23 protein-coding genes are annotated in these 22,725 nt (G+C 47.2%); 18 read left to right on the top strand and 5 right to left on the bottom strand.

The window, feature by feature from the left end:
- The first annotated feature begins 4 nt into the window (after nucleotides 1-4).
- Entirely contained in the window at nucleotides 5-1,600 is a 1,596-nt protein-coding gene (locus tag BAMF_RS34345) for an amidohydrolase (RefSeq protein WP_013353184.1), read from the top strand.
- A 16-nt stretch (nucleotides 1,601-1,616) separates the two neighbouring features.
- Here the strand turns inward: BAMF_RS34345 and BAMF_RS34340 are convergent, their stop codons facing one another.
- Nucleotides 1,617-2,423 carry an NAD kinase gene (locus BAMF_RS34340; RefSeq protein WP_014470819.1) on the bottom strand — a complete coding sequence of 269 codons (807 nt, stop codon included), beginning with the start codon at nucleotides 2,421-2,423 and terminating at the stop codon, nucleotides 1,617-1,619.
- A gap of 183 nt (nucleotides 2,424-2,606) precedes the next feature.
- On the opposite strand from BAMF_RS34340, the gene sppA reads away from it, so the two are divergent.
- The 14 genes from sppA to BAMF_RS34275 all read left to right on the top strand — a co-directional run bounded on the left by sppA (nucleotide 2,607) and on the right by BAMF_RS34275 (nucleotide 15,162).
- Complete coding sequence (gene sppA / locus BAMF_RS34335) at nucleotides 2,607-3,614, top strand: signal peptide peptidase SppA (protein ID WP_013353182.1); 1,008 nt, start codon at nucleotides 2,607-2,609, stop codon at nucleotides 3,612-3,614.
- 13 nt (nucleotides 3,615-3,627) lie between these two features.
- Nucleotides 3,628-4,119: an RDD family protein gene (locus tag BAMF_RS34330; protein ID WP_013353181.1), complete on the top strand. Its 492-nt coding sequence runs from the start codon at nucleotides 3,628-3,630 to the stop codon at nucleotides 4,117-4,119.
- A 77-nt stretch (nucleotides 4,120-4,196) separates the two neighbouring features.
- Nucleotides 4,197-4,886 (top strand): DUF2953 domain-containing protein, encoded by a 690-nt coding sequence (locus tag BAMF_RS34325; protein WP_013353180.1) that lies wholly within the window; start codon nucleotides 4,197-4,199, stop codon nucleotides 4,884-4,886.
- A gap of 12 nt (nucleotides 4,887-4,898) precedes the next feature.
- A complete protein-coding gene (gene ytfJ, locus BAMF_RS34320; protein ID WP_013353179.1) occupies nucleotides 4,899-5,339 on the top strand; it encodes a GerW family sporulation protein in 441 nt (146 codons plus the stop codon).
- A 114-nt stretch (nucleotides 5,340-5,453) separates the two neighbouring features.
- Nucleotides 5,454-5,957 carry a thiol peroxidase gene (gene tpx, locus BAMF_RS34315; RefSeq protein ID WP_007408050.1) on the top strand — a complete coding sequence of 168 codons (504 nt, stop codon included), beginning with the start codon at nucleotides 5,454-5,456 and terminating at the stop codon, nucleotides 5,955-5,957.
- A gap of 61 nt (nucleotides 5,958-6,018) precedes the next feature.
- Nucleotides 6,019-7,005, top strand: coding sequence for a class I SAM-dependent methyltransferase (locus tag BAMF_RS34310; RefSeq protein WP_013353178.1), 987 nt, complete (start codon nucleotides 6,019-6,021; stop codon nucleotides 7,003-7,005).
- A gap of 313 nt (nucleotides 7,006-7,318) precedes the next feature.
- Complete coding sequence (locus tag BAMF_RS34305) at nucleotides 7,319-8,506, top strand: acetate kinase (RefSeq protein WP_013353177.1); 1,188 nt, start codon at nucleotides 7,319-7,321, stop codon at nucleotides 8,504-8,506.
- A gap of 100 nt (nucleotides 8,507-8,606) precedes the next feature.
- Nucleotides 8,607-9,119 (top strand): MogA/MoaB family molybdenum cofactor biosynthesis protein, encoded by a 513-nt coding sequence (locus BAMF_RS34300; RefSeq protein ID WP_013353176.1) that lies wholly within the window; start codon nucleotides 8,607-8,609, stop codon nucleotides 9,117-9,119.
- A 151-nt stretch (nucleotides 9,120-9,270) separates the two neighbouring features.
- Nucleotides 9,271-10,482: an argininosuccinate synthase gene (locus tag BAMF_RS34295; protein ID WP_013353175.1), complete on the top strand. Its 1,212-nt coding sequence runs from the start codon at nucleotides 9,271-9,273 to the stop codon at nucleotides 10,480-10,482.
- Entirely contained in the window at nucleotides 10,479-11,855 is a 1,377-nt protein-coding gene (gene argH, locus BAMF_RS34290; RefSeq protein ID WP_013353174.1) for an argininosuccinate lyase, read from the top strand. Before BAMF_RS34295 ends, argH begins: the two co-directional genes overlap by 4 nt.
- A 73-nt stretch (nucleotides 11,856-11,928) precedes the next feature.
- Nucleotides 11,929-12,057 (top strand): hypothetical protein, encoded by a 129-nt coding sequence (locus tag BAMF_RS42055; RefSeq protein ID WP_013353173.1) that lies wholly within the window; start codon nucleotides 11,929-11,931, stop codon nucleotides 12,055-12,057.
- 136 nt (nucleotides 12,058-12,193) lie between these two features.
- Nucleotides 12,194-12,961 carry an SDR family oxidoreductase gene (locus BAMF_RS34285; protein ID WP_013353172.1) on the top strand — a complete coding sequence of 256 codons (768 nt, stop codon included), beginning with the start codon at nucleotides 12,194-12,196 and terminating at the stop codon, nucleotides 12,959-12,961.
- A gap of 60 nt (nucleotides 12,962-13,021) precedes the next feature.
- Complete coding sequence (locus BAMF_RS34280; protein WP_013353171.1) at nucleotides 13,022-13,708, top strand: metal-dependent hydrolase; 687 nt, start codon at nucleotides 13,022-13,024, stop codon at nucleotides 13,706-13,708.
- A 137-nt stretch (nucleotides 13,709-13,845) separates the two neighbouring features.
- Nucleotides 13,846-15,162, top strand: a complete 1,317-nt coding sequence (locus BAMF_RS34275; protein WP_013353170.1) for a CBS domain-containing protein — start codon at nucleotides 13,846-13,848, stop codon at nucleotides 15,160-15,162.
- A 28-nt stretch (nucleotides 15,163-15,190) separates the two neighbouring features.
- On the opposite strand, the gene BAMF_RS34270 is transcribed toward BAMF_RS34275, so the two are convergent.
- Nucleotides 15,191-15,493 carry a YtpI family protein gene (locus BAMF_RS34270; RefSeq protein WP_013353169.1) on the bottom strand — a complete coding sequence of 101 codons (303 nt, stop codon included), beginning with the start codon at nucleotides 15,491-15,493 and terminating at the stop codon, nucleotides 15,191-15,193.
- A gap of 116 nt (nucleotides 15,494-15,609) precedes the next feature.
- Between BAMF_RS34270 and BAMF_RS34265 the strand changes: the two genes are divergently transcribed.
- Nucleotides 15,610-16,551 (top strand): DHH family phosphoesterase, encoded by a 942-nt coding sequence (locus BAMF_RS34265; protein WP_013353168.1) that lies wholly within the window; start codon nucleotides 15,610-15,612, stop codon nucleotides 16,549-16,551.
- A 17-nt stretch (nucleotides 16,552-16,568) separates the two neighbouring features.
- On the opposite strand, the gene BAMF_RS34260 is transcribed toward BAMF_RS34265, so the two are convergent.
- The 3 genes from BAMF_RS34260 to ytrH all read right to left on the bottom strand — a co-directional run bounded on the left by BAMF_RS34260 (nucleotide 16,569) and on the right by ytrH (nucleotide 17,707).
- Complete coding sequence (locus BAMF_RS34260) at nucleotides 16,569-16,760, bottom strand: hypothetical protein (protein ID WP_013353167.1); 192 nt, start codon at nucleotides 16,758-16,760, stop codon at nucleotides 16,569-16,571.
- A 105-nt stretch (nucleotides 16,761-16,865) separates the two neighbouring features.
- The gene (ytrI, locus tag BAMF_RS34255) at nucleotides 16,866-17,369 is read right to left on the bottom strand and encodes a sporulation membrane protein YtrI (RefSeq protein ID WP_013353166.1); all 504 of its coding nucleotides are present in this window, start codon (nucleotides 17,367-17,369) and stop codon (nucleotides 16,866-16,868) included.
- Entirely contained in the window at nucleotides 17,366-17,707 is a 342-nt protein-coding gene (gene ytrH / locus BAMF_RS34250; protein WP_013353165.1) for a sporulation membrane protein YtrH, read from the bottom strand. Before ytrH ends, ytrI begins: the two co-directional genes overlap by 4 nt.
- 144 nt (nucleotides 17,708-17,851) lie before the next feature.
- On the opposite strand from ytrH, the gene dnaE reads away from it, so the two are divergent.
- The gene (gene dnaE, locus BAMF_RS34245; protein ID WP_014470817.1) at nucleotides 17,852-21,190 is read left to right on the top strand and encodes a DNA polymerase III subunit alpha; all 3,339 of its coding nucleotides are present in this window, start codon (nucleotides 17,852-17,854) and stop codon (nucleotides 21,188-21,190) included.
- A gap of 139 nt (nucleotides 21,191-21,329) precedes the next feature.
- Nucleotides 21,330-22,562 carry an NADP-dependent malic enzyme gene (gene ystJ / locus BAMF_RS34240; protein WP_013353163.1) on the top strand — a complete coding sequence of 411 codons (1,233 nt, stop codon included), beginning with the start codon at nucleotides 21,330-21,332 and terminating at the stop codon, nucleotides 22,560-22,562.
- The last annotated feature ends 163 nt before the right edge of the window (nucleotides 22,563-22,725 follow it).

Below are 22,725 nucleotides of genomic sequence, written 5' to 3'. Positions count from 1 at the left end.
GGGGATGAAAGCGATTTGGCACGGCGGCACCATTTATACAATGCTTGAGGAGAACCATGTCACTGAAGCCGTTTATACTGAAGGCGGCGTCATCAGACAGACGGGCAGCTTTCAGGAGCTCCGTGAAACATACGGTTCGCCTGATACGGAGGAAATCGATTTACATGGAGCAGTCATGTTTCCCGGGTTTACGGACAGTCATATGCATTTAATCGGACACGGTGAAAAACAGCTTCGCCTTGATTTGTCGCAGCTGACATCAAAAGAAGCAATACTGCAAGCCGTTAAAGAAGCAGAGCGTGAATTGGAAGATGGTGAATGGCTGATCGGCGAAGGCTGGGATGAAAATCTGTTTGAGCGGCCGGTTTACGTAACGAAGCATGACCTTGACCCGCTCTTTCCCGACCGTCCCGTCCTGCTGAAGCGGGTATGCAGGCACGCCGTTGCGGTCAATTCGGCCGCATTGCGAGCTGCTGGGATTACAAACGAAACACCTGATCCAAACGGCGGGATTATCGCCCGGGACAGCGCCGGTCCGACAGGCCTTCTGCTGGATAAAGCCCAAGAGCTTGTGACACAGGCTCTTCCGCCCGTCTCACTTCACTATGTCAAACGCGCTCTTCAAACGGCGGTCACGGACTGCTGGTCAAAAGGCCTGACCGGCGGGCATTCAGAGGATCTGGCATACTACGGAGACGCGTCCGTTCCCGTTGCCGCGTACGAGTCAATAACCGGCAGCGGCCTTTTTCCTTTTCGCGCCCATCTGCTCGTTCATCACGAAGCCGTCGACAGGTGGAGCACTCTGGACAAGTCGACCGGCCCGTATCTGGAATACGGAGCGATGAAAATCTTTGCAGACGGCGCGCTCGGCGGCAGAACAGCCCTATTGAAACAGCCTTATCATGATGATCCGTCTGTTTCCGGCGTTCAGGTGCATGATGACAAAACACTTGCCTCTCTTGTTTCTAAAGCGAGAGAGAAAGGGATGGAAATCGCCGTGCACGCGATTGGCGACCTCGCATTTGAAAAGGTGCTGGATGTTATCGAAAGATATCCGGCAAAGCCCGGACAGCTTGACAGGCTCATTCATGCGCAGGTTTTAGATGACGGTCTGATTGAAAGAGCCGCCCGGCTTCCGATCGGCCTTGATCTTCAGCCGCATTTTGTCGCCAGTGATTTTCCGTGGGTGATTGACCGGCTCGGCGAAGAGCGGATGAAAACGGCTTTTGCCTGGAAAACACTGCTGTCAAAAGGGCTGCTGTGCGCCGGAGGTTCAGATGCCCCGATAGAACCGGCCGATCCGCTTCTGGGCATTCAATCGGCTGTGCTCCGTACTAGCAAGCAGCACCCTGAAGGTCCGGCCTATTATGAAAAAGAGTGTCTGACCGTGTACGAAGCCATTCAGCTTTACACGGAGGGAAGCGCGGCAATCATCCATAAAGAACATAGCCGCGGACGGATAGCCCCCGGCTATGATGCCGACTTTACCATTCTCAGTGGTGATCCGTTTAAAATGGACCCGAAAAGTCTTCATAAACTGGAAGCTGTCAAAACCGTCGTCGGCGGCCGTATTGTATATGAAAAAGAGGACAGGCGTTAATGCCCGTCCTCTTTTTTTATGATAAAAATGAGCGCTTTACTTTTTCCCAGAAAGAGTTGTCTTTCAGTTTCACCGTCTTGATCTTTTTATCGGAAAGTGTAATCTCAACTTTTTTGACATTCCGCGTGCTGAGCGCTTCATTATCAAGTCCGATAATCGGATGCTCATTGCCGTCCTGCACCACTTGCAGTGTCAGCTTCCTGTCCGAGCTTAAAATAAACGGAGATCCGAGTGTTCGATATGTGTTGTTGTTCAAAGAGGCCAGTTCGGATACCTGCATGCAGGAAATCAAAGGATCGACAACCGCGCCTGATACGGATTTATTGTAGGCTGTGCTGCCTGTCGGGGTGGAAATGATCATGCCGTCTCCCCTGAATGTTTCAAAGTGAAGATCATCAATTAACACATCCATCACAAACGTTTTAATAATGCTTGAACGGATGGAAACCTCGTTTAAACAGTGAAAATGATTGCTGCCGTCCACCGTTACGTGAATAAGAGGGTATTTTCTGACCTCAAGCTGTTCCGCGGTCATGCTGTCCGCCATTTTTTCAGGCTCATCGCTGTGAAAATCACAGTACAAATGGGCTTTTCCTTTTTTAGCGATGCCGACATACAGGCAGTCGTCACGGAATCCGGTTTTTCTGACGGCCTGCAGAAATGAGCCGTCGCTGCCGATGCTGGCGATAATCCCCGCATCCTCCGGGTGAGCCGCAACTGTAAAACCGTGCGATTCAGCCAATTGCATAAGAGAGCTGACTTGTTCTTTTGTTTCGTTGTCTTGTTTGTGAAAAAAATAAACATTGCGGCGAAGATCGGTCATATCTCCATTCCCCTTTGCTGTCATATTTACGTTTTTCTCCCATCAGGTATTGTGTTAAAATACCTGTGGCAATAGTGTAACATGTTTCCTGTTTATCCGTTAAGTGAAAGCGCTTCATGAAAAAAATGAATCTTTTTTTACGGGGGAACGTACGAATATTGACAGAAAAGGAGGCAGAACAGAATGAATGCAAAAAGATGGATTGCGCTCGTCATCGCCATCGGCATTTTCGGCGTATCAGTAATCGCAAGTGTGACCGTCGGGGTGCTGAAAAATGTCGGAGATACAGGGGGTGGCTTTGCCTCGCTGACAGATGACTCAGAGGAAGTGACGCTTGATGAGGGCAGCCCCGGCAGTAAAATCGCCGTGCTTGAAGTGGACGGCACGATCGAGGACAGCGGCGAGTCCGCAGGCCTGCTCAGCTCAGGCGGGTATGATCACAGATCGTTCTTAAAACATATTGAGCGTGCGAAAGAAGATAAAAACGTCAAAGGAATTGTCCTGAAAATCAATTCCCCTGGCGGAGGCGTATACGAAAGCGCGGAAATACATAAAAAACTGGAAGAACTAAAGAAAGAAACGAAGAAACCGATATACGTATCCATGGGCTCCATGGCGGCATCGGGAGGCTACTATATCTCAACCGCCGCCGATAAGATCTATGCTTCACCGGAAACGCTCACAGGCTCACTCGGCGTCATTATGGAAAGCGTCAATTACTCTAAGCTTGCCGATGAACTCGGCATCAAATTTGAAACGATTAAAAGCGGCGCGCATAAAGACATCATGTCTCCGACCCGCGACATGACGAAGGAAGAAAGAAAGATCATGCAGACGATGGTCAACGATTCTTATGAAGGATTTGTCAATGTCATTTCAAAAGGGCGGCACATGTCAAAAGCTGATGTGAAAAAAATTGCCGACGGCCGTGTCTATGACGGCAGACAGGCTAAAAAAATCGGCCTTGTTGATGAACTCGGTTTTTACGATGATACGATCAGCGCGATGAAAAAGGATCATAAAAATATGAAAAACGCTTCAGTCATCACATACGAAGAAGGATTCGGATTAGGCTCGCTCTTTTCGATGAGCGCAGCGAAAATGTTTAAAAGCGAAATTGATTTTCTGAATATGAAAGAGCTTATTTCGCAATCCGGTTCGCCGCGGATGATGTATCTCTATGCAAAGTAGGGGGGAAGAAAGAATGGACGCGATTTACGAAGGCTTTCAAGGCAAAGAAGAGGAAGCCGCACAACAGGAGGCGCTCGAGCCGGCATACGCGGGCTTTTGGATCAGATTTTGGGCGTTTCTTCTCGATTGGCTGGTGATCTGGGGACTTAACCATCTCATCGTTTCACCGGTTTTCACGCTGATGAATCTCCCGAAAACAAGCGGAATGTTTACAATCTCAGTCTATTCCGTCACAACCCTGATCGTCTACCTCGCCTATTTTGTGTTCATGACAAAATGGTTTCATCAGACACTCGGCAAAATGGTTTTCGGGTTAAAGGTCACTCCTTTGGCGCCCGGAAAGCCGCTGACATGGGGCACCGTCATTTTCAGAGAAGCGGTGGGGCGTTATATCGATAAAATCTGGATTCTTTACATCGTCATTGCGTTTACGCCCAAAAAGCAGGGAATTCACGATCTGATTGCTGACACCACGGTGATTCACGAAGCGCTGTACCGTAAATAAAAAGCAGTAAACCCGGAGAAACGTCCGGGTTTATTTTTTTTGGATTTGGCGATAATGCAGCTAAGGAAGTGAAGCTTATGGGATATGCCGCAGCAGCTGTTATTCTCATTCTCATTTTGGCCTGGCTGCTCATGAGGATGAAAATCCATCTGACTTTCGAATATCTGCATGATAAAGATAACGACAAAATGACGTTTAAACTCTCGGCCTTATACGGGCTGATCCGTATAAAAAAAACGTGGCCCGTCATTAAAATAAACAGCGAAGATGCGTCAATTGATGTTAAACAGGACACGAAATCCGAAATGAAAGGCCAGCAGAAAAAGAAGAAAAAAATCACATTTGAAGATGTCAAACAGACCATTGACAGAATAGAAATGATTCTGCAACAGGTCGTCAGGATGCGCCAAATCGGTGCTTCGTTTCTTGCGGGAGTCCGTGTGACGAAGTTCGAATGGGTGACGGTTATCGGAATAAAGGACGCTGCCGTTACGGGAATCGCCGCCGGAGGCGTGTGGGCCGTAAAGGGGGGCCTTACGGCGATGCTGTACGACCATCTGCGTTTTATACATAAACCGGTGTGCGAAGTCATTCCGTCTTTTCAAGTGCCTGCTTCCAAGACGCATTTGCAGTGTATATTCTTTTTTCGTTTTGGACATCTTATAGGTGCAGCTTTCAAATTGCTCAAATACGGGCGGAACGGACTTTCTATCATACGAAAGAAACAGCCGGTTCCGGTTGCTTCAAAGAATGATTCATCAGTTTAAGGAGGAGCGCATATGGCAGACCATCCCATTCAAGGTTTAATGAAAACCGCTATGGAAAATTTAAAAGAAATGATTGACGTAAATACAATCATCGGCGATCCGGTTGAAACGCCTGACGGCAGCGTAATCTTAACGGTATCAAAAGTCGGCTTCGGATTTGCGGCGGGCGGAAGCGAGTTTGGAGGAAAGCCGGCTGAAAAAAGAACCGAGGACGATGAAAGAAAAGAGCAGAAGCTCCCGTTCGGCGGCGGAAGCGGCGGCGGAGTATCCATTACGCCGATTGCGTTTCTGATTGTCGGAACAAACGGCGTGCGTATGCTTCATTTAGACGAAAACACCCATCTGATTGATAAATTGTTAGACTCCGCGCCTCAAACGATTGAACGCATCCAGCATATGTTTAAAAAGAATGAAAAAGGCCGGAACCAAAAAAGAACGGATATCGATTTATAAGAGAAAAGTTAACTGCCGCCCGCAGTTAGCTTTTTTTACGATGCGGCATAACCTTTGCAGTTTGCCTGAAACTCGACTATGATAGAGCTATACATAGATAAGGGAGGAATCAGAATGGCTGAAATTACATTTAAAGGCGGAGCCGTGACGCTGATCGGACAAGAAGTGAAACCGGGTGACCAAGCTCCTGACTTTACGGTTTTGACAAACGGATTAGAAGAGAAGACATTAGCAGATATGAAAGGAAAAGTAACGATCATATCTGTTATTCCTTCCATTGACACAGGCGTATGTGATGCACAGACGCGCCGCTTCAACGAAGAAGCAGCAAAACTCGGTGATGTGAACGTTTATACAATCAGTGCCGACCTCCCGTTTGCACAAGCGCGCTGGTGCGGAGCGAACGGAATTGATAAAGTTGAAACATTATCGGATCATAAAGAGATGTCATTTGGTGAAGCATTCGGTGTTTACATCAAAGAACTTCGTCTTTTGGCACGTTCCGTTTTCGTTCTCGACCAAGACGGAAAAGTCGTTTACGCTGAATATGTAAGTGAAGCGACAAACCACCCGAATTATGAAAAGCCTATCGAAGCTGCAAAAGCGTTAATCAAGTAAAGAGTGAGAAAGAGCTCCGGGTGCTGCCGCGGAGCTCTTTTCATGGCAAGGAGGAAACAGTATGCAACACGACCATGTCGGTCAGATTTATGAACTTTTAGATGAAGCCGCCAAAGTGATAGCAGAAGGCCTTCAGCTGTCCTATATTGAGGGGCTTGCGGAAGCGGGAGAGATGTATTTTCTCGAAACGGCCGAACAGCTGCCGCTTCAGGAAAAGCAAACCGGCGAGCTTAAAAGCCTGCTTGCGAAAGCAGACTTCAAAAAATGGGAGCATGAATGGATCCGCAAGGCGTTCCAGCTCGCCATTTTAAAAGGGCTGAAAGATAAATCCCATCCGAACAGACAGATGACGCCTGATACGATCGGCCTTTTCATCAGTTACCTCGTGAATAAATTTACGGGCAGCCAAAAAGGCCTGACATTGCTGGACCCCGCCTGCGGCACCGGAAATCTTCTGCTGACCGCGGCAAACCAGCTTTCTGACAAAGCGGCAAAAAGCTTCGGCATTGATATTGATGATGTCCTTCTGAAGATTGCTTATGCCCAAGCGAATCTGCAGGAAAAAGAAATGGAGCTGTTCTGCCAGGACAGTCTTCAGCCGTTATTTATCGAACAGGCTGATGCGGTCATCTGCGATCTGCCGGTCGGCTACTATCCGAATGACGAAGGCGCTGAAGCGTTTGAGCTGAAAGCAGATGAAGGCCACTCATTTGCCCACCACTTATTTATTGAGCAGAGCGTCAAGCATACAAAACCGGGCGGATACTTATTTTTTATGATCCCGAATCATTTGTTTGACAGCGCCCAAAGCGATAAACTGAAGCAGTTTTTGGCGGAAAAAGTGTATATTAACGCTCTTCTTCAGCTGCCGGCTACTCTGTTTAAAGACGAAGCGCAGGCAAAGAGCATTTTAATTTTGCAGAAAAAAGGCGGAGACGCAAACCCGCCGAAACAAACGCTTTTGGCGAATCTTCCTTCCTTCGCGAACCAGCAGGCGATGCGGGAGATGATGGCAAAATTGGATCAATGGATTCAAAAAGAAAAATAATGGCCGAACAGGCAGCGCGTGACCCAGAATCCGCGCTGCCTTTTTGCTGTTTAAAATGAATGGAAATCAGGGAAATAACACAAATTAAGGAAAGAAAATAAAATTCCGTAAGTCCGTGCCGTCCATTTGGCACAAGAAGAATTTATCAGAAAATAACGACTTCATATTGTAAGCGGTACCAATATGGATGTTGACTTGAAATGCTGAGTTGACAATGTTTAAATGGAAAAGTCAGATATTTTTTGGACTGCAGTTACGGTCTGGGAAAAAAGAACGAAACAAACGAAGAAGAATTTTGATAGGAGCGTCATTTATGTCTAAAATTATTGCAATTAACGCAGGAAGCTCATCTTTAAAATTTCAGTTATTCGAAATGCCTTCAGAAAAGGTGCTAACAAAAGGTTTAGTAGAACGGATCGGTATCGCCGACAGCGTTTTCACTATCTCTGTTAACGGCGAAAAAAATACAGAAGTCACAGATATTCCGGATCACGCGGTTGCGGTGAAGATGCTGCTTCACAAGCTGACTGAATTCGGTATTATAAAGGATTTAAATGAAATTGACGGAATCGGCCACCGTGTTGTGCACGGCGGAGAAAAATTCAGCGATTCTGTTTTGCTTACAGATGAAACAATCAGTGAGATTGAAGAGATTTCAGAACTTGCGCCGCTTCACAACCCGGCAAACATCGTCGGCATTAAAGCCTTTAAAGAAGTGCTTCCGAATGTGCCTGCGGTTGCAGTGTTTGATACGGCGTTCCACCAAACGATGCCTGAGCAATCTTATCTGTACAGCCTTCCGTATGAATACTACGAGAAATACGGCATTCGCAAATACGGTTTCCACGGCACGTCTCATAAATACGTGACAGAGCGCGCAGCTGAGCTTCTCGGCCGTCCGCTTGAAGATTTGCGCCTGATTTCCTGCCACTTGGGTAACGGAGCAAGTATCGCAGCCGTTGAAGGCGGAAAATCCATTGATACGTCAATGGGCTTCACCCCGCTTGCGGGTGTGGCGATGGGAACACGTTCAGGAAACATCGACCCTGCCTTGATTCCGTATATTATGGAAAAAACAGATCAGACGGCGGATGAAGTATTAAATACATTAAATAAGAAGAGCGGACTGCTTGGCATATCCGGCTTCTCAAGCGACCTTCGCGATATTGTAGAAGCTACAAAAGAAGGCAACGAAAGAGCGGAAACGGCTCTTGAAGTGTTCGCAAGCAGAATCCATAAATACATTGGTTCTTACGCGGCGAGAATGAGCGGCGTTGACGCCATTATTTTCACGGCCGGTATCGGTGAAAACAGCGTTGAAGTCAGAGAACGCGTACTTCGCGGCTTAGAATTCATGGGTGTTTATTGGGATCCTGCGCTGAACAACGTGCGCGGCGAGGAAGCGTTTATCAGCTATCCTCACTCTCCTGTCAAAGTCATCATCATTCCGACTGATGAAGAGGTCATGATCGCACGCGACGTTGTCCGCCTTGCACAGTAATAATCGAAAGAAAGCACATCCCAAGGGGTGTGCTTTTTTATTGAATGCCGCACAATCAAACGTTACGATATGTTTATTACATAAATGATGAGGTGAAACAATGAGTGTGCATGAACATAAACAAGAAGCCCCGTCAGCGGTTCGCTGCAAGGTGATCACGGTCAGCGACACGAGAACGAAAGAAACCGATAAAAGCGGACGCGTCATGATGGATTTCATCAGGGAAGCTGGATTTGAAACGGTCGCTTATGACATTGTGAAAGATGAAAAAGATGAATTGCAGAAAGCCGTTTTATCCGGCTGTATGGATGAATATACAGATGCGGTGCTGTTAAACGGAGGGACGGGCATTGCCGAAAGGGATGTCACGATTGAAGCGGTCACGCCGCTGTTTTCAAAAGAGCTCCCGGGATTCGGCGAGCTGTTCCGCATGCTGAGCTATACAGAGGACATCGGTTCCGCCGCCATTTTGTCCAGAGCCGCGGCGGGTGTAATCCAAAATACCGCGGTCTTCTGCACACCGGGCTCCTCAGGCGCCGTCAGGCTTGCAATGAGTAAACTGATTATTCCTGAACTGCCTCATGTGCTCCGGGAAATCCGAAAAGATTTATAAACGTATAAAAAGGCTCTGCTCCGCTCAAAAAATTGGGTGGAGTTTTTTTTATAAAAGGCTTGAAAAAACAAAAGTTACTTGTTACAGTGTATACATACAAAATGCATTTTTATTAATTAAAACTAATTTTTATACAAAGGGAGCTTTTAACATGGCAGAACAAAAAAAGGTTGTATTGGCATACTCAGGAGGACTTGATACTTCTGTAGCGATAAAATGGCTGCAAGAGCAGGGGTACGATGTTGTTGCCTGCTGCTTAGACGTAGGTGAAGGAAAGGATTTGGCATTCGTTCAGCAAAAAGCGCTGGAAGTAGGCGCCGTGAACTCCTATGTGATTGATGCGAAAGAAGAATTCGCCCGGGAGTACGCGCTCATTTCTATGCAGGCTCATACAATGTATGAAGGCAAGTATCCGCTCGTATCTGCATTATCCCGTCCATTAATCGCGAAAAAACTCGTCGAAGTGGCGGAAAAAGAAAACGCGGTGGCCGTAGCGCACGGCTGCACGGGAAAAGGCAACGACCAGGTTCGTTTCGAAGTATCCATCAAATCATTAAACCCTGATCTGGAGGTCATCGCTCCGGTCCGTGAGTGGCAGTGGTCACGTGAAGAAGAAATCGAATATGCCGCAAGCCGAGGCATCCCGATTCCGATCAACCTTGACAGCCCATATTCCATCGACCAGAATCTGTGGGGCCGCGCCAATGAATGCGGTATATTAGAAGACCCGTGGGCGGCGCCTCCTGAAGGGGCATATGACCTGACAGCATCTCTTGAAAACACGCCGGACGTTCCTGAAATCATCGAAATCGCATTTGAAGCCGGTGTTCCGGTTTCAATCGACGGCGTATCCTACCCGCTTGCTGATTTAATTCTCAAGCTGAACGAGACTGCAGGAAAGCACGGAATCGGCCGGATTGACCATGTCGAAAACCGCCTGGTCGGCATTAAGTCCCGGGAAGTCTATGAGTGCCCGGGCGCAATGACTTTGATTACGGCTCACAAAGAGCTTGAGGATCTGACGTTGGTGAAAGAAGTGGCTCATTTCAAACCGGCAATTGAACAAAAACTGTCTGAAATCATTTATAACGGTTTATGGTTCTCACCGTTAAAAGACGCACTGCTTGCATTCCTGAAAGAAACCCAAAAACACGTCACCGGCGTTGTGCGCGTCAAGCTGTTTAAAGGCCATGCCATTGTAGAAGGACGTAAGTCGGAATATTCTCTCTATGATGAAAAACTTGCCACATATACAAAAGACGATGCTTTTGACCATCACGCGGCAATCGGCTTTATCGAGCTCTGGGGGCTGCCGACAAAAGTAAACAGCATTGTGAAAAAGAAGGAGCAGATTGAAGCATGAAAAAGCTTTGGGGAGGCCGTTTTCAAAAAACACCGGAAAAGTGGGTCGATGAGTTCGGCGCATCCATCACATTCGACCAAAACTTAGTCAAAGAGGATATTACAGGGTCTCTCGCTCATGCAGCAATGCTGAAAAAATGCGGCATTCTGACGGAAGAAGAAGAAAGCGCCATCCGTCAGGGCCTGCAGACCCTCCTGCAAAAAGCAGAGGAAGGAACGCTTGAATTCTCTGTTGATTATGAAGATATCCATTTGAATATTGAAAAAATGCTGATCGAAGAAATCGGACCGCTCGGCGGCAAGCTCCATACAGGGAGAAGCCGGAATGACCAGGTGGCGACCGACATGCATTTATATTTGAAAGACCATGTCTCGCATATCATCGTGCTGATTGAACAGTTTCAGAAAGCGCTGATCGAAAAAGCGGAGGCCAATGTCGAGACAATTCTGCCGGGGTACACCCATTTGCAGCGGGCCCAGCCGATTTCTTTCGCCCACCATCTGCTCGCCTATTTTTGGATGCTTGAACGGGATAAAGAGCGTTTCCGTGACGCCATGAAGCGGATAAATATATCGCCGCTCGGATGCGGGGCGCTTGCCGGAACTACGTTTCCGATAGACCGTAATTATTCGGCGGAGCTGCTCGGCTTTGATTCCATTTATGAGAACAGTCTTGACGGAGTCAGCGACAGAGATTTTATTCTCGAGTTTTTAAGCAGCAGCAGCATGCTCATGATGCACCTTTCACGTTTCTCAGAAGAAATCATCCTTTGGTGCTCGCAGGAATTCAGATTCATTGAACTGGATGATACGTACGCGACGGGAAGCAGCATGATGCCGCAAAAGAAAAATCCAGACATGGCGGAGCTGATCCGCGGGAAAACCGGTCGCGTATACGGCGATATGATGGGTCTTTTCACGATTATGAAAGGGCTCCCGCTCGCTTACAACAAAGACCTGCAGGAAGATAAAGAAGGCATGTTTGACACGGTGAAGACCGTTGAAGGAAGCCTTCAGATTTTCACGGGCATGATTGAGACAATGACCGTAAACAAAGACATCATGAAACAGGCGACAAAACAAGATTTTTCAAACGCCACCGAACTTGCCGATTATTTAGCCAAAAAAGGCATGCCGTTCAGAGAAGCGCATGAAGTGGTCGGCAAGCTTGTGTACAGCTGCATTGAAAAAGGAATTTATTTAAGTGATATGGCGTTTGCAGAATTCCTTCAAGCCAGCAGTCTCTTTGAAGAAGATATCTATACCGTGCTCGATCCGCATCACGCGGTTGAAAAAAGAATGAGCGCCGGCGGAACGGGTTTTCAGCAGGTAAAACAGGCACTTGTAAAAGCAAAAGCCTGCGCCGGCGTTTAATTTGCTAAAATTACCTTCATATTTTCCCGTCATATCAGACACCCTACATCTATAATGATGGGAGGTAGAAGGAATGCGCAAAGAACAAGACCGTTACATTTATGATGAAAAAGAAAGTGAAGAAACGGCCCGGCTCATCTCAGAGGCATATCAAAGCGGTTATATCGGCCTGGAGGAAGCCTCAGCCCCTTCAGAAAATTAAGCTGTCTGTAAAGACGGCTTTTTTTCGTGCGATTGAAGTGCAAAAAAGTGATATTGCCGCTTGTTTATAGTAAAGTAGAGGGAGAAACGACTTTATTCTATTGAAGCGGCAACGTTGCCTGGGGAGGGTATTCAATGTGCGACATGCTCTAATCACTGCCGGTACGAAGGGATTGGGCCGAAAAGTGACTGAAATGCTGCTGGAAAAAGGCTTTTCGGTCACAGTGAATTACAGACAGGACGAAGAAGCGGTCGCTTGTCTGAAGGCCGATTATCCCCGGTGCCATGACAGATTGCAATTCGTTAAGGGCGATGTAACCCGAAAAGAAGATCTCATGCGGATCGCCGATGCAGCCCTTCAGCGGTTTGGAAGGATTGACATACTGATTAACAATGCCGGGCCGTACATATTTGAGCGCAAAAAGCTTGCCGATTATTCCGATCACGAATGGTATGACATGCTTGAAGGGAATTTAAGCGCCGTTTTTCATCTGTTTAAAGCGGTTATCCCGGTAATGAGACAGCAGCGGTTCGGCCGGATTATTACATACGGCTTTCAAGGAGCTGACCATGCTCCGGGCTGGCTGCACCGTTCCGCTTTCGGAGCGGCTAAAGTCGGATTGGCTTCGCTAACCAAAACCATTGCGATTGAAGAAGCCGAATCAGGCATTACGGCCAACATGGTCTGCCCGGGTGATATTGTAGGAGATATGAAAGAAGCGTCTATAGAAGAAGCAAGACGGAAGATCGGCAAAGAAAACACGCCGATCGGCAGGTCCGGAACCGGAGAGGACATTGCGAGAATCATCGCCTTTTTATGTGAAGAAGATTCCGATCTTGTAACCGGAACGGTCATAGAAGCAACAGGCGGGCTGAATGTGATTAACAGGCATCAATCCCTGTAAGTTTTTTCGTTTGTCGAAAAGGGAACTTGATAAATATTAACTTTTTATGAGGTGAAAACGATGAAAGTGACTTATCACGGACATTCTGTCATTCATGTGGAAACGAAAACCCATAACATTATTTTCGATCCGTTTATTACCGGAAACAGCCTGACAAATCTGAAGCCGGAAGAAGTGAAAGCGGATGTCATCCTGCTTACTCACGGACACAATGACCATGTCGGAGATACAGAGCAGATCGCCAAACAAAACGATGCGCTCGTTATTGCGCCGAATGAGCTGGCCGTTTATCTCGGCTTTAAAGGTTTAAACGTCCACCCGATGCATATCGGCGGGGCGCGCCAATTTGATTTCGGCAAAGTGAAACTGACACAGGCATTCCACGGATCGGCAGTCACTGATGAAGAAAACAAAACCATCACATACACAGGGATGCCGGCAGGGATTTTATTGACGATTGACGGCAAAACGATTTTCCACGCCGGGGACACGGCGCTGTTCTCAGATATGAAACTGATCGGGGAACTGAATCACATTGACCTGGCGTTTCTGCCGATCGGTGATAACTTCACCATGGGCCCTGAAGATGCGAAACTCGCGGCTGAATGGCTGAGGGCGAAACAAGTCGTTCCCGTTCATTACAATACATTCCCTGTCATTGAACAGGACCCTGACGCTTTCGCCGAAAGTCTGCCCGGTGGCGTCGGCAAAGTCATGGCGGTCGGCGAGACCATTGAGCTTGCCTGACATAATGTCAAAGACCTTCTGAATCACGCATTCAGAAGGTCTTTTTGCGGTGCCGTCTTTTTTCGGGCGTCTCATTGCGAATGAATCCCCCGTGCCCTTATAATAAAAGCAGAAGACTGTCCTTAGAGGTGAAACGCTTGGCAACAAAGCATGAACAAATCCTATCATACATAGATTCGCTTCCTGTCGGTGAAAAAATTTCGGTCAGACGAATTGCGAAAGAAATGAAAGTCAGTGAAGGAACGGCTTACAGAGCCATTAAGGAAGCCGAAAATAAAGGGTTTGTTTCCACTATTGAACGTGTGGGAACGATCCGAATTGAGCAGAAGAAAAAAGAAAATATTGAAAAGCTGACATACGCCGAAGTCGTCAATGTGATAGACGGCCAGGTGCTCGGCGGAAAAGCCGGTCTGCATAAAACGTTGAACAAGTTTGTGATCGGCGCGATGGAGCTTGACGCGATGATGCGTTATACAGCGGCGGGGAACCTGTTAATCGTCGGGAACAGAATCAACGCTCACCGCCAGGCGCTTGAAGCGGGTGCGGCTGTTTTGGTAACCGGAGGGTTTAATACCGATGACAGCATTATCGAGCTGGCCGATATGCTTGAGCTTCCGATTCTCTCCACGAGCTATGATACCTTCACGGTAGCCGCAATGATCAACCGGGCGATTTATGATCAGCTCATAAAAAAAGAAATTGTGCTCGTGGAGGACATTTTGACGCCCGCAGATCGGACAGTGACGCTGTCTCCTAAGGATAAGCTGGAGAAATGGTACGAAAAAAACTATGAAACCGGACACGGACGCTTTCCGGTCATCGATCAGCAGATGAAAATCCACGGAATCCTCACATCGAAAGATATCGCCGGGCATGACCGATCAGTTCCGATTGAAAAAGTAATGACCAAAAACCCTGTCACGGTGATCGGGAAAACGTCTGTCGCCTCAGCGGCTCAAATGATGGTTTGGGAAGGAATCGAAGTGCTTCCGGTGACAGACGGGCACCACAGACTGATCGGGATGATCAGCCGCCAGGATGTCTTAAAAGCGCTTCAAATGGTTCAAAAGCAGCCTCAGGTCGGGGAGAAGCTTGATGATATCGTTTCAAGGGGATTTAAAGAAGAGGAAGATGATAAAACGCCGGCCGTTTATCAATATGAAGTCACGCCGCAGATGACCAATCAGCTCGGGACGATTTCTTACGGGGTGTTTACAACGATTTTAACCCAGGCCGCCAGCCGATTTTTACGTTCCCGCAAACGCGGCGAGCTGGTCATTGAAAGCATTACGATTTTCTTCTTAAAACCCGTTCAGATGGAATCGGTCATTGAAGTGAAACCGCGCATTTTAGAAGCGGGCCGGAAATTCGGGAAAATGGAAGTGGAAGTGTCAAGCCAAAGCGGCATCGTTTCAAAAGCGATGCTGATGGTGCAGCTGATGGAGAGAAGCTAAGGGACGCATCTCGGTCCCTTGACATTCATTATGCGTGGTCCCTCTCCGCTTCCTTTGCATGGATGGGTTCATAATGCTTATAGGCTTTATACCCGGCCCATGCGCTGCCTGCTCCGATTAAAATGAAAACGCCGCCGATGACAAGGGTGAGGACGGAGTGAAACAGAATCATTTGATTTACTCCGTACAAAAGCACCAGCGCGCCTAACGCCATACTTGATTTAGCCGAAAAGAATTCCTTCTCCAGCGCCCGTTTCGTCTGGATGCCTTTTACTTTGTAATACACGTAAAAGCAGGCAGAAAGCCCGATGAGAAAAACAAAAACCAGCATAAATGAAATCCTCCATTATATGAGTTTGCAAAACTGTTTATACCGTTCCTGAAAGATTTTCCTTTTCCGCGGATAAAGAGTATGATTAAATGAATAAAAACAAAAAGGAGAAAACGATGAAATCCGAACTGATCAGAACCATATCATTATATGACACCATTATCTTACATAGACATGTGAGGCCTGACCCAGACGCTTACGGATCACAGTGCGGCCTTACGGAAATCCTGCGGGAAACGTATCCCGAAAAAAATATTTTTGCCGTCGGACAGCCTGAGCCGTCCTTGTCTTTCTTATATTCCCTCGATGAGGTGGATGACGAAACCTATAAAGATGCTCTTGTCATCGTGTGCGATACCGCAAACCAAGAACGGATCGACGATCAGCGCTATCATTCCGGCGCAAAGCTCATGAAAATAGACCACCATCCAAATGAAGATCCATATGGCGATCTGTTATGGGTCGATACGAATGCAAGCTCCGTAAGCGAAATGATCTATGAGCTGTACCTGGAAGGAAAAGAGCACGGCTGGAAGCTGAATACGAAAGCGGCTAAGCTGATCTACGCGGGTATCGTCAGTGATACGGGACGCTTTTTATTCCCGAACACCACAAAAAAGACATTCAAATACGCGGGAGAGCTCATTGAGTTCCCTTTTTCACCGTCAGAGCTTTTCAATCAATTGTATGAAACAAAATTAAATGTGGTGAAGCTGAATGGCTTTATTTATCAAAATGTGTCATTGTCTGACAACGGCGTCGCTTCCGTTTTCATTAAAAAAGACATTTTGGAGACATACGGAACCACCGCTTCAGAAGCATCGCAGCTTGTCGGAACACTCGGAAATATTTCGGGTATTCGCGCTTGGGTATTCTTCATAGAAGAAGACGATCAAATCAGAGTCCGGTTCCGTTCAAAAGGTCCGGTCATCAATGGAATTGCCCGGAAATACAATGGCGGCGGACATCCGCTGGCGGCCGGCGCATCCATCTACAGCTGGGATGAAACCGGTCCGATTCTTGCTGATCTTGAAGAGGTATGTAACGAACACAAGTAGAGGGGAGACCCTCTTTCTTAGTGTTCATCTGTCACGGGGATGAACCAGCAGCCGAATTCAGTCAGGTCTTCGTAGACGCGGAGATTACAGATTTGGAGTTCTTTTTTTATGAGGGAAGCGAGTGTGTCTGTTTCTGCATATGCGGAATAGCCTTTTCTGATTCGGTCTGCATGATCTTTTGCCAAGCGGCGTTCACTAAAAACCTCCATTTTCCCTTCCTCCCTTCAGAATCATTGAAAATGTCTCATTTACAGTTTATAAAAAAGCGGAGAAAAAAGCGACAGATCTATGGAAAATTTTTAAAAATGACATAATTACGTCGCAAAAGAAATATGAATTTCGACAGACAATCTCGTATAAATCGTCAGTTCCTTTACTTCAGCTTTATATTCCTTCTCATTTATGGTGTACACCTTGTTTTCAATCGTCCGTTTTAAAAGTTCCTTTGTTTTATACACACTTTCAATATCCTTTGTGATGACTTCCGAAATATTATCTTTCACCTGTTCTTCAAATTTCATCTTATCGGGCTGGGCGATTCTGTATTTTTCTCCATTGATCAGCTTCACATCGACGCTTTGGATAAGCAGTCTTTGCTTATTATCCTCATTTAATTTATGAAGATCCTTCTGATAGATGGAGATCTGGTTTTTCAAATCCCGTGCGTGCTCCCGCTGTTTTTGAATTAACGTCACCTGTTCTTCCTGAAACGTTCCGTATGTAAACAGAAAGAACAGCCAGCTGACGATGGCTCCGCACATCATTCCCGCAAAAAAACGCTGCCATCCCGGTTTTTTATAATACTCGGGAATTCTCATGAGGAAATATTCTCCTGTGCCAGCCATGAAACAATCAGCCACCCGGTCTGTGCGCCGCCCATTGCTGAAATAATTAAAAGAAGCTGTTTGAAAATGTCGCGTGTGTTGCCTTCAAGCAGCCCCCGCTCAAAACTGTATACCGCGTCAAACGTTCCTCCGATGGCCGCGACAAGCGCCCAGATCTTCAGCCTGTTCGCCAATTTTGTAATCGCTGTAAGCGGAGGCTCGCCTGATAAATAAGCTCCGACGCCGCCGATGAGCGCTCCGCCGAGCAAAACACCGAGGGCGATAAAATAACTGCTGATAAAATTCGCCATAAAGCCGGCTTCCTGATCCATATATACACCACCTCACTTTTCTATCATATTGAGCGAAACGGACAAGTATGATGATGAGTCAAAAAAGAACATTTGTTTCTTAAGAAAACCCGTCTTATAATGTAGAAAGGCAAATTGAACGTATACGGGAAAGGAGTGGCGGCATTGTCTTTTGTTCACCTTCAAGTACGTAGCGGCTACAGCCTGTTAAACAGCGCCGCTTCTGTAAAAGAGATTGTTACACAAGCGAAGGAGCTCGGATATTCTTCATTGGCGCTCACGGACGAAAATGTGATGTACGGCGCCATTGAGTTTTATAAAGCATGCAAGTCACACGGAATAAAGCCGATTATCGGTCTGACGGCTTCAATATACACGGACGAAACTGAGCTTGAAGCACGCCCGCTTGTTCTTTTGGCGGAGACAAACACCGGATATCAGAACCTGCTGAAAATCTCAAGTGCGCTGCAATCCATAGCAAAGGGCGGCATGAAGCGAAAATGGATGAAGAGCTATCATGAAGGGCTGATCGCCATTACGCCCGGTGAAAACGGGTACATTGAAAGCCTGCTTCAAGCAGGAGAGTTTGAAGAAGCGGTTCGGGTTGCCGAAGGATTCCGGGAATTGTTCGGAGAAGGCCGTTTTTATTTAGGGTACCAGCCGTTTAAAGGACATGAGACATTATCAGAAGAAATTCTCCGCCTGTCAGCCGAGACGGAAATCGCTGTCTGCGCGGCGGGGGATGTCCGTTATATCAAGAAAGAAGATCAAGATGCGTACCGCTGTCTGTGCGCCATTAAAGCCGGGGAGAAATGGGAGGATCAGAGCGGGGACCTGCCGGACTTATACTTGAGGCCGCCTGAAGAAATGGAAAATATTTATATGAAGAATCCGGAAGCGGTCAAAGCAGCCGCACGTGTCGCTCAGCAATGCCAAGTCGATGTCAGCCTCGGACAGACACAGCTTCCGTCTTTCCCGGCGCCGGACGGCAAATCAGCTGATGACTATTTGGCGGAAGTCTGTCATGAGGGGCTTCGTCTCCGTTTCGGCACTCCTGATGAGCGTGCTGTCCGCCGTCTTGAATATGAGCTGGATGTCATCAGGCGCATGAAATTCAGTGATTACTTTCTCATCGTATGGGACTTTATGAAGTACGCGCATGAAAAGGGCATTGTGACAGGTCCGGGAAGGGGGTCTGCGGCAGGCTCGCTTGTCGCTTACTCCCTTTTCATTACAGACGTGGACCCGCTTAAACATTCTTTGTTATTCGAGAGGTTTCTTAATCCCGAGCGGATCAGCATGCCCGATATTGATATCGATTTCCCTGATACGAGAAGGGATGAGGTCATTCAGTATGTGCAAAATAAGTATGGGAGCATGCACGTCGCCCAGATTATCACCTTCGGAACATTGGCCGCAAAGGCGGCGTTAAGGGATACCGGCAGAGTGTTCGGAATCAGCCCGAAAGAAGCCGACCAGCTTGCCCGCCTGATTCCGTCTAAGCCGGGAATGACGCTTGAGGAGGCGAGACGGCAGTCCGCTCAGCTGAACAGGCGGCTGTCTGAATCCGCCGTTCTTCATAAAGTGTTTCAGATCGCAAGGAAAATCGAAGGTCTTCCGAGGCATACGTCTACACACGCGGCCGGCGTTGTTCTCAGCAAAGAGCCGCTTTCTGAAGTTGTCCCTCTGCAGGAAGGGCATGACGGCGTGTATTTAACGCAGTATGCGATGGATCACTTGGAAGATCTCGGCCTTTTGAAAATGGACTTTTTAGGTTTGCGCAACCTGACGCTTATCGAATCCATTAAGACGATGATTGAAAAAGAGACAAATACGAAAATTGATTTTTCCGAGATTTCTTATCAGGATGAAAAAACGTTCTCGCTATTATCAAATGGCGATACGACGGGGATTTTTCAGCTGGAATCATCAGGAATGAGGAATGTGCTGAAGCGTCTGAAGCCGTCAAGGCTTGAAGACATTGTCGCGGTAAACGCGCTTTACAGGCCGGGGCCGATGGAAAATATTCCGCTATTTATCGACCGGAAGCACGGGCGGGCGCGTGTGGAAGTCCCGCACGAGGATGTAAGAAATATTCTCAGTGACACGTACGGCGTCATCGTCTATCAAGAGCAGATTATGATGATCGCCTCGCGCATGGCAGGTTTTTCATTAGGTGAAGCGGATCTGCTCAGACGGGCTGTCAGCAAAAAGCAAAAGGACATTTTGGACAGAGAGCGAAGCCATTTTGTTGAAGGGTGCTTAAAAAAGGAGTATTCTGTAGTCACTGCAAACGAGGTCTACGATCTGATTGTCAAATTCGCTAACTACGGATTCAACAGAAGCCATGCTGTCGCATACAGCATGATCGGCTATCAGCTCGCCTATTTAAAAGCTCACTATCCTTTATATTTTATGTGCGGGCTTTTGACGAGCGTCATCGGCAATGAGGACAAAATATCGCAATATCTGCACGAAGCAAAGGGGAGCGGGCTCCAAGTCCTTCCGCCGTCTGTCAATAAGAGCGGTTTTCCGTTTGCACCTGAAAACGGCGCCGTCAGATACAGTTTGCGGGCCATAAAAAACGTAGGCGTCTCGGCAGTGAAAGATATTTATAAAGCAAGAACACATAAACCGTTCGAGGATCTTTTCGATTTCTGCTTTCGCGTTCCTGCCAAAAGCGTTAATCGGAAAACAATCGAAGCCCTTATATTTTCTGGCGCCATGGACGAATTCAATCAAAATCGCGCCGCCTTGCTGGCCTCCGTTGATGTGGCTTTAGAGCACGCTGAGCTTTTTCGTGCAGACGATGACCAAATGGGATTGTTTTTGGAAGAATCGTTCTCCATTAAGCCAAAATATGTAGAGGCAGAGGAATTTCCGCTCGTGGACAAGCTTCGGTTTGAAAAAGAAGCTCTCGGTGTTTATTTCTCAAGCCATCCTTTGTCAGCTTTCAGGAATCTCTTGAAAAAACGGGGGGCGCAAGCGATCGCAACAGCGCTGCAGATGCCGAAAGGACAGCTGTCAATCGGCGCTTTGCTCGCAGGCATCAAAACGATTCGGACAAAGACAGGTCAGCATATGGCGTTTCTCACATTAAGCGACGAAACGGGAGAAATGGAAGCCGTCGTGTTTCCTGACCAATATAGAAGGCTGTCTCCGCTGTTAAAAGAAGGCGCGCTTTTATTCGCGTCCGGAAAAATGGAAGAGCGGCAGGAGAAGATACAATTTATTATGTCATCCGCCTCTCTCCTTGAGCAGACGGAGGCAGACAGAGCGCCGTCTGTTTACATCAAAATCGAAGGCAGCCGGCACAATCAGGAGTTTCTGGAAAAGATGAAGCGTATTTTACTGGAGCATAAAGGGGAAACCGGCGTTTATCTTTATTACGAAAAGGACAAGCAGACCATCAGGCTGCCCGATACTTTTCATATTCAGGCCGACCATCAGGCGTTATACCGTTTAAAAGAGCTGCTGGGCCGCGAAAACGTCGTGTTAAAATAGTGGTAACAACAATAGTTTTGTTATACAATTGAAACAATTGTGCTATCTTATTTAAAGATTCTGAAATTTTTCACCTCCAGAGATTGTACCAGTCTATGCGGCAGAATATGTAACAAAGTACTTAAAAGGAGTGTTTAGAATGTCATTAAGAGAAGAAGCATTACATTTACACAAAGTAAACCAAGGAAAACTCGAATCAAAAGCAAAGGTAGAAGTCAGAAATGCAGACGATTTAAGCCTTGCCTACTCTCCGGGGGTAGCTGAGCCTTGTAAAGAAATTTATAACGATAAAAATAAAGTATATGATTATACAATGAAGGGGAACATGGTAGCAGTCGTAACAGACGGATCAGCCGTTCTCGGTCTCGGAAATATCGGACCTGAAGCATCTCTTCCTGTTATGGAAGGGAAAGCGGTGCTTTTCAAAAGCTTCGCGGGTGTGGATGCATTCCCGATCGCGCTTGACACAAACGATGTGGACAAAATCATTGACACGGTGAAGCTGCTTGAACCGACATTCGGCGGTGTCAACCTTGAGGATATTGCGGCGCCGAACTGCTTTATCATTGAAGAACGCCTGAAAAAAGAAACTAACATTCCTGTGTTCCACGATGATCAGCACGGCACAGCCATCGTAACCGTTGCCGGACTTGTAAACGCGCTGAAATTATCAGGAAAATCCATGTCATCCATTAAAGTCGTTGCAAACGGAGCGGGAGCGGCAGGCATCGCGATCATCAAGCTTCTTTACCATTTCGGCGTACGCGATATCGTAATGTGCGACTCTAAAGGAGCCATTTACGAAGGGCGTCCGGCCGGCATGAACGCGGTGAAAAACGAAGTGGCGAAGTTTACAAACCAAGACCGCAAAGACGGTTCGCTGAAGGATGTCATCCAAGATGCAGACGTCTTTATCGGCGTTTCAGTCGAAGGCGCTCTAACGAAAGAAATGGTGGAAAGCATGGCGAAAGATCCGATTATTTTCGCAATGGCCAACCCGAATCCGGAAATCATGCCTGAAGACGCGCGCGCAGCCGGCGCAAGCGTAATCGGAACAGGCCGTTCTGATTTCCCGAACCAGGTAAACAATGTACTGGCATTCCCAGGCATTTTCCGCGGAGCGCTTGACGTTCGCGCGACTCACATCAACGAAGAAATGAAAATTGCTGCGGTTGAAGCGATCGCTTCCCTCGTTTCAGAGGATGAATTAAGCGCGGATTATGTCATCCCGGCTCCATTTGACAAACGCGTGGCTCCTGCCGTTGCGAAAGCTGTTGCGAAAGCAGCGATGGAAACGGGTGTCGCCAGAATTACGGTCGACCCTGAGGAAGTGGCTGAAAAAACAAGACAGCTGACGGTCATCGGCGAATAATAACACAAAAATGAAATGGCAGCGCGTTGGGAAAAACAACGCGCTGCTGTTCAATATACGGACTGCTGGCATTTTTTTAAGGGCAGGTCTTAAAAAAAATTCAGCAGAATCCTTATTTCTTTTGAAAACGCTGACAGATAAGGCTGAGCAACGCTTTTTGCGG

This window comes from Bacillus amyloliquefaciens DSM 7 = ATCC 23350 (assembly GCF_000196735.1).
Taxonomy (GTDB): domain Bacteria; phylum Bacillota; class Bacilli; order Bacillales; family Bacillaceae; genus Bacillus; species Bacillus amyloliquefaciens.
The sequence above is the reverse complement of the archived record's forward strand: the minus strand, read 5'-3'. Positions and strand labels throughout refer to the sequence as shown.

Bases quoted from the DNA above. Each gene is read 5' to 3' on its own strand.
- BAMF_RS34345 (WP_013353184.1), top strand. From the start codon at position 5: ATGAAAGCGATTTGGCACGGCGGCACCATTTATACAATGCTTGAGGAG.
- BAMF_RS34270 (WP_013353169.1), bottom strand. From the start codon at position 15,493: ATGCTGGTTTTTGTTTTTCTCATCGGGCTTTCTGCCTGCTTTTACGTG.
- tpx (WP_007408050.1), top strand. From the start codon at position 5,454: ATGGCTGAAATTACATTTAAAGGCGGAGCCGTGACGCTGATCGGACAA.
- sppA (WP_013353182.1), top strand. From the start codon at position 2,607: ATGAATGCAAAAAGATGGATTGCGCTCGTCATCGCCATCGGCATTTTC.
- ytrH (WP_013353165.1), bottom strand. From the start codon at position 17,707: ATGGATCAGGAAGCCGGCTTTATGGCGAATTTTATCAGCAGTTATTTT.
- ytfJ (WP_013353179.1), top strand. From the start codon at position 4,899: ATGGCAGACCATCCCATTCAAGGTTTAATGAAAACCGCTATGGAAAAT.
- BAMF_RS42055 (WP_013353173.1), top strand. From the start codon at position 11,929: ATGCGCAAAGAACAAGACCGTTACATTTATGATGAAAAAGAAAGTGAA.
- BAMF_RS34305 (WP_013353177.1), top strand. From the start codon at position 7,319: ATGTCTAAAATTATTGCAATTAACGCAGGAAGCTCATCTTTAAAATTT.
- ytrI (WP_013353166.1), bottom strand. From the start codon at position 17,369: ATGAGAATTCCCGAGTATTATAAAAAACCGGGATGGCAGCGTTTTTTT.
- BAMF_RS34340 (WP_014470819.1), bottom strand. From the start codon at position 2,423: ATGACCGATCTTCGCCGCAATGTTTATTTTTTTCACAAACAAGACAAC.
- BAMF_RS34260 (WP_013353167.1), bottom strand. From the start codon at position 16,760: ATGGAGGTTTTTAGTGAACGCCGCTTGGCAAAAGATCATGCAGACCGA.
- BAMF_RS34295 (WP_013353175.1), top strand. From the start codon at position 9,271: ATGGCAGAACAAAAAAAGGTTGTATTGGCATACTCAGGAGGACTTGAT.
- BAMF_RS34280 (WP_013353171.1), top strand. From the start codon at position 13,022: ATGAAAGTGACTTATCACGGACATTCTGTCATTCATGTGGAAACGAAA.
- BAMF_RS34310 (WP_013353178.1), top strand. From the start codon at position 6,019: ATGCAACACGACCATGTCGGTCAGATTTATGAACTTTTAGATGAAGCC.
- BAMF_RS34325 (WP_013353180.1), top strand. From the start codon at position 4,197: ATGGGATATGCCGCAGCAGCTGTTATTCTCATTCTCATTTTGGCCTGG.
- BAMF_RS34300 (WP_013353176.1), top strand. From the start codon at position 8,607: ATGAGTGTGCATGAACATAAACAAGAAGCCCCGTCAGCGGTTCGCTGC.
- BAMF_RS34265 (WP_013353168.1), top strand. From the start codon at position 15,610: ATGAAATCCGAACTGATCAGAACCATATCATTATATGACACCATTATC.
- ystJ (WP_013353163.1), top strand. From the start codon at position 21,330: ATGTCATTAAGAGAAGAAGCATTACATTTACACAAAGTAAACCAAGGA.
- BAMF_RS34330 (WP_013353181.1), top strand. From the start codon at position 3,628: ATGGACGCGATTTACGAAGGCTTTCAAGGCAAAGAAGAGGAAGCCGCA.
- argH (WP_013353174.1), top strand. From the start codon at position 10,479: ATGAAAAAGCTTTGGGGAGGCCGTTTTCAAAAAACACCGGAAAAGTGG.